Source organism: Streptomyces sp. NPDC001222 (assembly GCF_042896945.1).
Lineage (GTDB): Bacteria > Actinomycetota > Actinomycetes > Streptomycetales > Streptomycetaceae > Streptomyces > Streptomyces gibsoniae.
The window spans coordinates 20285-32556 of the sequence record NZ_JBIAXT010000032.1; the positions used below are offsets into that span (position 1 = coordinate 20285).

Annotated in this window: 9 protein-coding genes and 1 pseudogene; 5 read left to right on the forward strand and 5 right to left on the reverse strand. The window is 69.0% G+C overall.

The annotated features are described in order from the left end of the window. The first annotated feature begins 69 nt into the window (after window positions 1–69). Window positions 70–1188: a Ca2+-dependent phosphoinositide-specific phospholipase C gene (locus ACFY2Z_RS32355; protein WP_390747616.1), complete on the forward strand. Its 1119-nt coding sequence runs from the start codon at window positions 70–72 to the stop codon at window positions 1186–1188. Between the two features lie 173 nt (window positions 1189–1361). Here the strand turns inward: ACFY2Z_RS32355 and ACFY2Z_RS32360 are convergent, their stop codons facing one another. Next, complete coding sequence (locus tag ACFY2Z_RS32360; RefSeq protein ID WP_390747617.1) at window positions 1362–2711, reverse strand: hypothetical protein; 1350 nt, start codon at window positions 2709–2711, stop codon at window positions 1362–1364. A 709-nt stretch (window positions 2712–3420) separates the two neighbouring features. After that, window positions 3421–5055 (reverse strand): FG-GAP-like repeat-containing protein, encoded by a 1635-nt coding sequence (locus ACFY2Z_RS32365; protein ID WP_390747618.1) that lies wholly within the window; start codon window positions 5053–5055, stop codon window positions 3421–3423. Window positions 5056–5077: 22 nt separating this feature from the next. On the opposite strand from ACFY2Z_RS32365, the gene ACFY2Z_RS32370 reads away from it, so the two are divergent. Next, on the forward strand, window positions 5078–5317 hold the full coding sequence (locus ACFY2Z_RS32370) for a hypothetical protein (RefSeq protein WP_390747619.1): 240 nt from the start codon (window positions 5078–5080) through the stop codon (window positions 5315–5317). A gap of 365 nt (window positions 5318–5682) precedes the next feature. On the opposite strand, the gene ACFY2Z_RS32375 is transcribed toward ACFY2Z_RS32370, so the two are convergent. Together ACFY2Z_RS32375 and ACFY2Z_RS32380 are read right to left on the reverse strand one after the other, a co-directional pair. Continuing rightward, window positions 5683–6129 carry a DUF4232 domain-containing protein gene (locus tag ACFY2Z_RS32375; protein WP_390747620.1) on the reverse strand — a complete coding sequence of 149 codons (447 nt, stop codon included), beginning with the start codon at window positions 6127–6129 and terminating at the stop codon, window positions 5683–5685. 323 nt (window positions 6130–6452) lie between these two features. Then, entirely contained in the window at window positions 6453–6773 is a 321-nt protein-coding gene (locus tag ACFY2Z_RS32380) for an SCO0607 family lipoprotein (RefSeq protein WP_390747687.1), read from the reverse strand. A gap of 277 nt (window positions 6774–7050) precedes the next feature. Between ACFY2Z_RS32380 and ACFY2Z_RS32385 the strand changes: the two genes are divergently transcribed. The 3 genes from ACFY2Z_RS32385 (at window position 7051) to ACFY2Z_RS32395 (ending at window position 10225) form a co-directional block, all read left to right on the forward strand. Further along, the gene (locus tag ACFY2Z_RS32385; protein ID WP_390747621.1) at window positions 7051–7923 is read left to right on the forward strand and encodes an SDR family NAD(P)-dependent oxidoreductase; all 873 of its coding nucleotides are present in this window, start codon (window positions 7051–7053) and stop codon (window positions 7921–7923) included. Between the two features lie 219 nt (window positions 7924–8142). Continuing rightward, window positions 8143–8727, forward strand: coding sequence for a TetR/AcrR family transcriptional regulator (locus tag ACFY2Z_RS32390; protein WP_390747622.1), 585 nt, complete (start codon window positions 8143–8145; stop codon window positions 8725–8727). A 562-nt stretch (window positions 8728–9289) separates the two neighbouring features. Further along, entirely contained in the window at window positions 9290–10225 is a 936-nt protein-coding gene (locus ACFY2Z_RS32395; protein WP_390747623.1) for a LysR family transcriptional regulator, read from the forward strand. A 159-nt stretch (window positions 10226–10384) separates the two neighbouring features. On the opposite strand, the pseudogene ACFY2Z_RS32400 reads toward ACFY2Z_RS32395, so the two are convergent. Further along, window positions 10385–10815: pseudogene (locus tag ACFY2Z_RS32400) on the reverse strand (MBL fold metallo-hydrolase); the annotation flags it as partial. Between the last annotated feature and the right edge of the window lie 1457 nt (window positions 10816–12272).

Genomic DNA, 12272 nt, shown 5'->3' on the forward strand with positions numbered 1-12272 from the left:
ACGCCGCGGTGCCGGGCCTCCCTTGACACAGCACCCCGCTTCCGTCACTCCCGAACGCAAGGAGCTCCGATGCCCTTCGTGATGGCGCGAACCTCTCCGTGGCAACGCAAAGCCTGCATCCTGGGCACCGCCTTACTGCTCAGCCTGGCCCTGCCGTGGGCCTCGGCGACATCCGGCCATGCCGCCACAGCGAAGTCCGCTACGGACACATCGGCTTTCGACGACGTCCCGCTCGATCAGCTCTCGGTGTCCGGACTGCACAACGCATACGAGCAAGCCAAGTCCAAGTCCCTGACCAAGGGCCTCGACCTCGGTGCGCATCTGTTGGAGCTCGACACCTACAGCACCTACGGCAACCCCGGCGGATGGGTGGTCAGCCACTCCGACCCCCTGGCCAACGACAACAACTGCACCTACACCACCGGTTCAGGCGTGTTCAAGAGAACTTGGGAGAACGGCAGTCTGAGAACCTGCCTGGACGACCTCAGAACCTGGAGCGACGCGCACCCCGATCACGACCCCGTCTACCTCAAACTCGAACTGAAATGGGGCTTCCGCTCGGGCGCGGACATGGGCCCCGCCCAACTCGATCAGCTCGTGGCCAAACACCTGGGCGCCGACCACCTCTTCACCCCCGCCGACATGCTCGGCACCGCCCACTCCACCCTCGATGACGCTGCCAAGGCGGGAGCCTGGCCCACTTGGAAGGAGCTCCGGGGCAAGTTCATCGTCTTCCCCATCACCGGCACGATAGAAAACAGACTCGCCGGCTACGACCTGGACAACCTCTCCACCGAACAGGAGTATGCCCAGTACGTGGCCGACCTGGCGGCAGGCGGCCGACTCGCCCACGCATCCATGTGGCCCGCCATGACAAAACCGTCCCCCCGGGGCGACCCCCGCCTCATCTACAGTCCCGCCCTGCGCCCGTGGTTCGTCATCTTCGACACCCAGGCCACCCGTTGGCTCAGTGACGGATACAGTCTGTCCTGGTACTGCGGAAACCACTACCTCACTGTCGAAGGCTCAGCCGAGAGCGTCTCCCCGGCGCTCGATGACACCAACCCGGATCCCGTGGCCGCCGCCCAACGCGTGCAATACCTCGCCCAGCAGGGGCACTCCAGCGTCACCACGTTCGACTGGATGAACACGCCCGATGTATTCGCCCTCTGGCCGCGCGACTGCTGAGACACCGCCGACGAGGGCTACGACTACGACCGCCGGCAGGCCTCGACCGCTGCCAGGAGCCTGTACGCAGCTCAGGCACCCAGGGCCGCTGCGGCGGGCGCTCGGGCCGCGGCCGAGGCTGTCGGTGGACCGCCCGCCGTCGGCTGAACCCAACGGCGTATGACCGGTGCGGTTCAGGAGTCGGCGATGCGGACCAGTCCGCCTATGCAGCCCACATACGCCGCACCGTCGGCGCCGATCGACACCGGGGCGTAGTGGTTGTTGAACAGTGGTCCGGCGCCTGCCAGTCGGCTCCATGCCCGCTTGCCTGTCCGCACGTCCAATGCCGTCAGGTACCACGCGTCTGGAGCCCTGAAGGAGCGCTCCTTGGGCTTGAAGGCCAGTTCCGCGGCGGACGGATGGGTGTAGGTGTACAGCAGCCCGTTGCCCAGTGCCGCCTTGCTGACCACGCTGGGTATGCGCTCCGAGGTGTCGGACCAGGCGGTGGTGCAGCTCTTGTGTGCGTAGTCGACATGGACCCGGACCAGGCCGGGGACCGTGTCGGGCAGCCGGTGCCCGAGGAAGCCTTTGAGGAGCGCGTTGCTGTCGACCACATACCCGTAGTTGTTCTCGGCTATCAGGTCGCCGTCCACGGCTATCAGGCTGTTCTCGTCAGCTCCTTTCCACGCCGGGAAGACCGGCTCGGCACACACTCTGGTGGGTCCCGCCTTTCCGCGGGCCATCACCAGCACGTGCATCTTCGGGTCGGCGTTGTCCGTGATCGCCACATAGCCGCCACCCGGGCCGGATGCCGGACCGACGAGAGTCGGAGTGGTGCCGCTGCCCTGGCTGAGCTGGCCGGGCTTTAGCCGGGTTCCCCGGTCGTACACCGCACGCCAGGTGGCTTGGGGCGCTCCCCCGGGCCCCTCGTCGAACCGGTAGAGCGCGTGGTCACTCACGACGAACACTCCGCCCGACTCGTCGACCGCGATGCTGTTGGCGATCTGCTCACCACGCAGCGCCCGGGACCGCACGGCGCCGGTGGTCAGGTCGACGGTGCCGACGACACCGCTCCTGGTGACGAACCACAGCAGCCCCGACCAGTCGGGGAGGGCGGAGACGATCCCAGCGGTGCCGATGACCGGCCTCAGGTCATAGCTGCGCCGGGTCACGAAGGTGTTGCCCTGGATCGCCACGACCTGGATGCCACCGGCCTTGGTCGGCACGACCACGCGGTCGTCGTTGTCCAGGTAGAAGTATCCGCCGCCCGTCACGTCCGTGGGACTTGTGCCGGCGGTTCCCGGGAGTTCCAGGCCGGCGATCGTGCTGAGGTTGTCCGGGTTCAGCAGCATCAGCCGTGGCGCGCGCCCCGGGGCCATGCAGACGGTGACCAGCCGGCCCCTGGAGTCGAACGTGACAGAGCCGCACAGTCCGCCCTGCAGCCGGGTCCGGACGCTCAGGTCGTGTCCTGCGGGGCCCGCTTCGGTGTAGGTGTCGGTCTGATAGGCGTCGTCGTGCAGATTGCTCGTGCCGTTGGGAGCCATGAAGGGATGCCTCGGGACGGCCGGGGCGTCGACCGGGTGAGGCGCAACCGCGTGACCGGTGAACGGCTCGAGGTGTGCCGCACGAGGATCGCCGGGTATGGGTACGACGGGTAAGCGGACATGCCCTGCCGACGCGGTGGCCGGCAGAGCAGCAAGCCACACTGCGGCCGCCACGAATACCAGAAAAATACGTCTTCCACGCATCACGTGACCGCCTTTCAGGAATCAGTGGGCCCGCAAGCTACCGACAACACGGTTCAGGCACAACGGAATGTGCCGGATTCTCATCTCGCCCCCGCCGTTTCAGCCATCGTGGTGGTCGACGGGTTCGCCTCCTGCCATCGAGCAGGAGTTGTGCTGTTCAACCTCTCGCGGAGTTACTACGTGCGCGGCCCGGTGCCCCTGGCCAAGCAGTCGGTGGCGATGGCTGAATCGCCGACCTTGACGGACTCGATGTTTTTCGTCGAGCCATTCGTCAGCCGAGCCATGATGACGCGCGAATATCGCCGACGGCACGGATCATCTCGACGAGAAACGCTGAACGAACGTCGTCCCATCGGAATTCGGGGAAGGGAGTGCCTGAAAAATTTCCGGCCGATGGCAGCCCGACCCGCCGGACTCTCGGGGACAGTTGTCCGTCGCTGTGGCCAACGGCTCTGCCGCCCAGCGCCGTCGAGCACTGGGCGGCATCGCCGTGGGGGCCTTCGGGTCAGGCGTGCGGGACCAGGGGTTGCGCGGTGCCCAGGTGGTCCTTGGCGGTGTCGGTGTACATGGTGGTACCGCCGTCGGACGAGCGGACGACGAGGTCGTCGGTGCGGTGGTTGCCGGTGTAGTTGCCGGCGGTCATCACCGTGCCGTGCGTCCAGAGGCCGTGGGGATTCTTGATGCGTACCTTGGTGCCGAGGCCGGAGGCGGTGGTGCCCACGTAGTTGTCCAGCTCGCCGTCCGGCCGCTGGAGCATCAGGTCCCACTTCTGGTTGCCGGAGAACTCACCGTTGGTGAGCAGCGTGGAGTCCTTCCAGGTACCGCTCGGGGCCTTGAGCTTGTGCTCCTGCCCGAAACGTCCCGCGCTGACGTTGGTGTAGAGGCTCAGACTGCCGTCCGACCAGCGCACTGCCAGGTCGGTGACATACTGCGAGGCGCCGAAGCGGCCCGCGACGATCTGGGCGGCCTTCTTCCAGGTGGCGTTCGGGCCGACCATCTGGGTGCCGGGCACCTTGAGGCCGTTGCTGCCGACGTCGCCGTAGAGCGTGACTTTACCGTCGGGCCAGCGGACCATCAGGTCGAAGCTGTTGGATCCCGTGAAGTCGCCCGCGGTGATGGTCGCCGCGCCCTTCCAGATCGGGTTGGGGGTCAGCAGCTGTCGTTCGGCGATGAAGTTTCCGTTGCCGTCGCTGGTGTAGAGGGTCACCTCGCCGTCGTCCCAGACGACGACCAGGTCGCTGTGGCCGACGCCGTTGAAGTCGCCGGAGGCCATCAGCTTCGCGTGCTTCCAGGTCGTGCCGTTGCCCAACGTGTAAGGCAGAGGCGGCTGCTGGTAAGGCCCGTAGTCGGCGTGGAGACCCTTCTGAGCGTCGGCGTAGAGCTGGAAGAAGCGGTCCCCGTGCAACGGGCTGTAGGTGATCTCGTTGTACAGCGGGTCGCTGGGCTTCACATCGGGGCCGCCCCCGTTGAAGCCGCCGACGTTGCCGATGATCTGGCCGGTGTTGCCCGAAGCGTCGAACTTGGAGAACCACGGGCCGCCGGAGACACCGCCCCACATTCCGCCGCAGTCGATCTGCATCTGGTAGTAGGACGTCAGCACGGTCGTGCGGACGTCGGAGCAACGGAACGCCTGGTCCTGCGGGTTGTGCCCGATCGACGGGTAGCCGATGACCGTCACCTTGTTGGCGAAGCCGGGTGTAGGGGCCAGGGTGTTGCCACCCACGACGTCCTCGACCTCCCTGCCACCGTTGGACTCCAGGCCGGCGAAGGCGAAGTCCAGGTCGGAGTTGGCACTCTTGTCGGAGGCGTACTGCTTGTCGCGGAACCATTCCTTGACCGGCCAGATCCCGTACGGCTGCTGGGCCGCCGACTTGGTGTGGTCGTACTTCGGAACGAACACGGCGTTCTTGCCGAGACAGTGTCCGGCGGTGAGGATGAGGTCGTGTCCCGCACTGCGCACCACGCTGGCCGAACAGTAGTGGGCCCGCATGTTGCTGTCCGTGTGGAAGAGCATGCCGACGGATGTGATGCCGTCGAAGTGCTGACCGGTGAGCCCGGCCCTGGTCAGCCCGTTCCTCCGCGGAGCCGTCCAGCCGCTCGGCCGGGGTGCGCGGCCCGAGGGGTCGGTGGCCGACGCCATCCGCTGAGGTGTCCAGAACCGGATGGCGTCCTGGACCGTCCAGCTTCCGCCGGTGGACGGCGAGGCGGTGACCGACTCCGAGGCGCTCGGCACGGATGTGGCATCGGGTGAATCCGCCGACGTGGCGGACGCCGGACTGGTGGTGGCCGGGGCCGGCGTGGCGGCCTGCGCCGACGCTGCGCTCCCCAGCAGCACCGGGGTGCACAGCACACCCACAGCCCCGAATATTCGTCTCTTGTACAACGTGGTCTTCTCCAGGTGAGGCCGGCACGGTAGGTCGCCGGCTGTGCGTGTCGACGGCAGGCACGGCGAAGTCATGGGCCAGGCCGGCCCTGATCCCCACAGCGATCCACTGCTGCGCAGCGCGACGCGGCTGTTCCACCGGCCGCCTGCAACGCGGTGCACCACAGGCTCACACACCGCGAGAAACGTCACGGCCCATGCGTACTGCGGGCAGGCGTGGACGTCCCGCACGGCTCACTGCACAGGGCTCACCGCACAAGGCAGTGCACCCCGTTGCATGCCCCCGTGCCGCCGAAAGGCGCTTTCCAGTCGACCGTGGTCAGCGGTCGTGGTCACCATGATCGCACGGATGAATGGACATACGCACGATAAATAGCCACATGCCTAACGCAGTTGAGGCGAACCCAGCTGGATGGTGGTCCCGCATACCTGCGCCGGCAGGCGGCGGCCGTTCACGTCGGTCAGCTGCGCGAAGGCGCCGTAGTCGTGAGCGGCGGCGTGCGGTGGGCGCACGGAGACACGCGGGTCGTTGTCGCCCGGAATGAAGCAGCTCCCGTGCGGGGCGGGGGTCGCCGCGTAGAAGAGCGGGAACACGACGGTGTGGCCCGCGTTCAGCGCCAGCCGGACGGATGTGCTTTTCTTCGGTTTCGAGGAGACGCTCGGCCCCTTGCCCACGTAGACGTCGATATCGGGGTAGCCGTCGAAGGCGCACGGCCGGGGGCCGGTGTTCGTGGCGCTGAGCAGGGCCGTCGGCGCGTTGTGCGGCTTGCTGTCGCGCCGGGTCAGTTTCCACCGCAGGTGCGGCGTCCCGCAGGCGGCGGCCCCATTCACGTGCGACGAGGCCGGGGGTGACGCCTTTGGCCCGGTGGAGGGAGCTGTGGTCTCCCGCGGTCCCGCGGTCGGCCGGGTGGAAACGGTCTCGCCCCGCCCACAAGCGGTTGCGGCCAGAAGCACCGTCAGGCCGACCACGGAGACAGCTGCTGTCCGCCGTGCCATGAATTCCCCTCTGGGCGAGGACACCTCCGCGACGGCCGGGCGCCGCCGCTTCTGCCTTCCCGGACAGAGAGATGCAGGTCCGGCCGAGGAGGTTCCACGAGCGGAACGGCACTCGTGCGCCACGCCACGGCGGACGGGACGGAGCGCGGGCCGTCCCGTCAGCCCGCGTCCGGTGCGGCGTTGACCTTGCCGTCCTCGTCGAGCGTGTGGGTGCGCCAGTACACGTCCCACTTGTCATCGACTTGCCGCGGCACCTTGCCCTCCGGGTATCGCACAAACCCCGCGGGTGGCTGCTCTCCGTCCGAGACGCATGCCGAACCGGTGCCGTTCACCGTCAGGACGGGGTACTCACCGCTGCTGCAGACGTCCTCCTGGAACTCGAAGGAGGAACATCCGGTGAGTGCCACGAGGGCGGCCGAGCCGGCGAGAGCGGCAGCGGCCGCTCTCAGCCTTCGAAGCCGCCGGGCCTCGACGGCGATGGCTGGGCGGGCACTGCTGCGGTACGCGGTCACGGTCGCCTCCAGTCGTCCGGTCTGCCCCCCAACTCTCGCCGCCGCTGGACGCCGAGCTGTGAGTACGCGTACTCAGAAGCGCCTGTCCGGATGCTCAACACGACGCAACCCGGGTGGAGTCGGCGCACCACAGGACAGGGTGCGGCAATGCAGATCCCAGCCGGACACAAACCGGATAGGTCATCCGTATCTGTTATGGTGACGCCACCGGATAATCCATCCACTTAGGCAGAACGGTCGTGCGATGAAGCAGACAGCGGTGGTCACTGCGGGGACAGCGGGAATCGGGCTGGAGACGGCCTTGGGGCTGGCCGAGGCGGGCCTAGAGGTCACGGTGGTCGGGCGCGACACCGAGCGCGGCGCCCGCGCGGTCGAACGGATCAACGCGACGGCACCGCTGCATTCCGCCCGGTTCCTGGCCGCCGACCTCGCCTCGCTCGACGCGGTCCGCGCTCTCGCCGGCCGGATCGCCGCCGACGGTCCGCTGACCGTGTTGGTCAACAACGTCGGAGCGATGTTCCCCGACCGGCGAGACTCGGTCGACGGGATCGAGGCGACGTTCGCCGTCAACCATCTCTCGCCGTATCTGCTGACCGAACTGCTGCTCTCCGAACTGCGGGCCGCTGCGCCGAGCCGGATCGTGAACGTCACCTCGGGCGCGATCGGCGTCGCCAAGCGCGTCTTCGATGCCGTCGAGCCACCGGGTGGCTACTACGGCTTCCACTGGTACGGCCGGGCCAAGCTCGCCAATCTCGCCTACACACTCGAGTTGGCCGGCCGGCTCGAGGGCACGGGCGTCTCGGTCTTCGCGGCAGACCCGGGCGGCGCCGCCACCGACATGACCAACGGCACCATGAGCGATCCGAAGATCGTCTCGCCGGGGCTGCGGCTGCTCTGGCCACTGGTCCGGCGCAAGTTCGAACGCTCCACCTCAGGCCCGGCGTCCGTGGCGGCCAAGCCATCGATCTTCGCCGCGACCGACGGCTCACTGACCGGCCGGACCGGCGTCGTCATCGGACCCCAGGCACATCCGGTCGCCCCCTTCCGTCCGGCAACAGACCCTCGCATCGCCGAAGCCGTCCGCCACATCAGTGAGCGCCTCGCACCCACGGGGTGACAGAAGGCAAGGTCGCTGAGCCACGACCGCAGGGCGACGCGGTTCCTCAAGGCAGCGGGGTGGGTGTCCGACGAAGAGCGCCGGCAGGCCGGCGACGACGCTCACTCCGTGCCCTGGTCCCTCGCTCAGGCTCGACACAAGGATGCGCGAGGGGCCGGGTGATTCGTCCGATGCGCACGCCGAAGCAATCCGGATGGGCCATCCAGATAGTCTTCTCCCATGACGACCGCCCCCCTGCGCAAGGATGCCGCCCGCAACTGGGGACGGATCGTCGCCGTGGCTCGCGATCTCGTAGACGAAGGCACACCGCTGCAGCTCAACGACATCGCCCGCCGGGCCGGAGTGGGTGTCGGCACCGTCTACCGCCACTTCCCCACCGCCGAGGCGCTCCTTGAGACCGTCGCCGCCCCCTGCCTTGAGGAACTCGCCGCCCACGGCGAGCAGGCGCTGGCCGACGCCGACCCCGGGCGCGCCCTCACCGGCTTCCTGACCCGCACCGTCGAAGCGCAGGTCACCGACGCCTCCCTCTCCCCGGTCACCGCCGCGTCCACGGACGCCCTGCCGCGCACCACCGAACTGAAGCGGACCCTGAAGTCGGTCGGCGCGCAGTTGCTCGAGCGCGCCCGCGAAGCCGGGGTGGTCCGCGCCGACCTGACCTCCGACGACCTGGTCCCGCTCATGTGCGGAATCGCCTACGCCGCGCAGGTGCACAGCGCGCCTGCCGCCCGTGCCGAGACCGCCCGCCGCTATCTGACCGCGCTCCTGGGAGGCTTGTGCATCGGCACGGCACGGCGGGTCGAATGACGTTGGTGGGCCTCGGGCGAGGCTTCCTCGCCGATGATCTCCCTGCCCTTGCCTCGGCGTCGCTGCGGCCGTGGAGGCAAGGCAAGGGGCGAGGCGACGGGGGGCACCTCATGGCTCAGCAGCCCCCTCGGCGCTGAAGCACCTCGATCAGCCGAGGTATCTGCTCGCGCTCGCCGGCGCTCACGAACTCGGTGACGTCGTCCAGGCTTTCGGCTCGGTGAGCTCACCGCACCCGGTGGACGGCCGCCTGTCGCGTTCTCCGCCGGCCCCTCGGACGCGGAGGAAGTAGGCGATCGTTCAAGGCGGTCGGGCCCCCTCTCGCCCTCCGAGAGACGGGCGGCTGGGACATCCGCCGCACGCCGCACGTTGGTGGACGGCGATCAGTGGACGGCGATCAGCGGATGTCCCAGCCGGTGTCCGCTCCTCATGCCCGACGCCTCTCGCCACTCACCTGTACAACCGATCCGCGATCGGAAGCGTCAAGGTATGCGCAATACCCGGGGGTCAGACCACCCGCAGGGGCGCAGGCCACAACCAATGGTTGTGTCTATATGGTGTCGACATGGACCTCAACGCCGTCCGGACCTTCGTCGCCGCCGCCGACACGGGGCAGTTCCAGGAGGCAGCCGCTGAGCTGGCGGTCACCCAGCAGGCCGTCTCCAAGCGTATCGCCGCGCTGGAACGCAACCTCGGCGTGCGACTGTTCACCCGCACCGCGCGCGGCGCCGAGCTCACCATCGACGGGCAGGCGTTCCTGCCCCACGCGCGGGAGCTGCTGCGCGTTGCCGAGCGCGCTGTCGCGTCCGTGCACACCGGCCGCCGACCGCTGCGCGTCGACATCATCGCCTCCCGCGGGGCGGCGTCCGGCCTGATGCGCGGCTTCCACCGCGCGCACCCGGAGATCGACCTCGACGTGGTGATGCTGTTCGACATCGAGACGGCCGTCGCCGCCATCAGGTCCGGCGCGATCGACGCGTCCTTCCGCGCCGTCGCCATGCCCGGCCGGCCCCTTCCTGACGACATCGAGTCCGTCCGGGTCCTCGACGAGCCGCTTCAGCTCCTCACCGGCCCTGCCCACACACTGGCGGGCGCCCGGTCGGTGACCGTCGCTCAGCTGGCGGGGCACCGGATCTGGATGCCCGGCATCGTCCCCGGTACCGAGTGGGCCGCGTACTACGACGACCTCGTCGCCGAGTTCGGCCTCACCATCGAGGCGACCGGGCCCAACTTCGGCTCCGACGCGCTCCTCGACACCGTGGCCGACACCCCGGCCCTGGCCACCTTCATGGGCGAGCACACCCGCCTTGTCTGGCCCGCCGACCACGGCCTGCGTCGGATCCCGGTGACCGACCCGACGCCCGTCTACCCGCACTCGCTCCTCTGGCACCGCGACAACCCCCACCCAGCGCTGGCCGCCCTCCGCGCCCACCTCGCCGCGACAGCGCCCGGCCACGCCGCCGCCGGGACCTGGACGCCGGGCTGGGTGATGTCGCGCTGAACGCGCCCGCGTCGTCGATCGTCGCGGTCGCATCGACGGACGCGGCTCTGGGACAGGCGTGGGCATCGGCACAGTCCGACTCTCTCCGCCGTGTGCCTCATATGCCTTGACGGTGATCAAGACGGTGAAATGCCCTGGGGGCTCTTTCGGTCGGTCAGGTCAGGCCTGTCGGCCCCAGTCCGGGCGGTCGGCCGGACCGGTGGCGGTGAAGGCGGCCTCCAGTTCGTCGCGGCCCCCGTGAAGTGGGCCCAGCTGTCGTAGTGGGCGGGGACGACGCGACGGGCGCCGAGGATCCGGGTGGCCTCGGCGGCCTGGGCACTGTCGAGGACAATCAGCGCGCCGTCGAAGAAGACCGGGAAGCGGGGGGCTCCGGCGAAGAGGATGGCGGTCTCCACCGGGGCGAAGCGCTCGGCGATCTCCTTGACGGCGTCGAGTGAGGCGTCGTCGCCGCTGACGTAGACGGTGGGCAGGTCTTCTCCCGTCAGGATGAAGCCGACGACCTGGCCGGTGATCGGCTCGATCTCCTCGCGCGTGCCGGGGCCGTGGACGGCGGGTACGCCGGCCACGGTGATCGTGCCGCCGTCGGGGCGGCAGCTGTGCTCCACCCGGTGCGGCGACCGAGCCCGCGCCGCTCGCGCCTACGCCCGGCGCAGCAGCGCCTCGGCGTGAGGCACCGCCCCACGATCCCTGCGGGAAACCGCCGAAATCCCGGTGGCCCCGGCAGGGCGCATCATCCGCCGCCAGGGCCTGTCGTACTCGGTCGCGCTCGGCCTCAGGCCGCGTCGTGCTCCCGCTCCATGCCCGTCGTCGATGACTGGCCCGGGGCGGCGATGTCGGCCCTGCCGTGGGTTAGGTGGAGGACCAGGTCGGCCTGGGCCGTCAGGCGGAGGTCGTGGGTGATGAGGAAGGTCGTGCGCTGGGCGGTGAGGCGGCGCCATGATGCGGGCCGTGGAGTCGTCGTCGAGTCCGGCGGTGGGCTCGTTCGAGGATCAGCACGGGCGCGGTGCGGAGCATGGCTCTCGCGAGGGCGATCCTGCGTCGCTGGCCGCCGCTGACTTCGCCTTGTGTCGCGCCCATGAGTACGGGAACGGCTGACGCCTCACTCACAAGGAAGGTGAGCGTTGGATCATGTTCCCTCACCGAATCCACGTACGCGAATACGGCCGAAGCACGTAACCGTCTGACAACGGCAAACACAATGACGGCCCCGACCGCAGGGATAGCCCCACGAGCATGTCGGGTCGATCGACCGTTTACCGGGCGGCTGTCCAACAGTCAGCCCATTTCGTGCAAGCGGATGCAGAACCGCCGGTCAAAGACGTGTTGCTACGCGGATCGGGTCGGCGACTGCGCGAAGTCGACTCTGCGACGGCCAAGCGATCACGGTTGTCACAGGCGGAGCGAGCATGGCTGCGCTTCGCCCAGCCACCAACACATGGAGTCGTGCCGTGGTGACGTCGTGATGTGCTGCTGTTCGACCGGGCCGCGGTTCAACGCTGCCCACGAGCGCACGAGCGCCCGGTGAGCCACCGTCCTCCACGGCCTGAGCCTGTTCTGTCTCCTCCTGACCTGGCTCCTCCTGACCTGGCGGCGGGCGATGTCGTCCGGCATCGCCCGGGGGCAACGTCGGGGCGTCGCACCAGGCCGGTGATCACCTCCGCGGGGACGCGGTCGTCGCGGGTCACCGCCTCCTCGACCACCCGGACCTCCGAGCCGCGAATGCCGGGCCGCGTCGCGGCGGCTGTCGCCGGCGTGCCGGACGCCGTCCTCGGCGGTGAGCTCGACGACGGCTCCGGCGTGGCCTTCGACCGCTGGGAGCCGGGCCGGTCGCCGCGGCCCGCGGCGCGGTGCCGCCTTCGTCATCCACGTGACAACTGGAGCACGTACGGGTTCCTGCACGGACACCACGGCCGTGATCAAGCGAAGTCGGCAGGCACAAGACCTGTGTTCAAGGCGTCGCTCTGCACACCGGCCGATACCACCGACCGCCGGCCCACTGCGGTGCGGCTCAGTCCCTTGCCCCCTGACGCGCCCTGAAGGTGGGAGG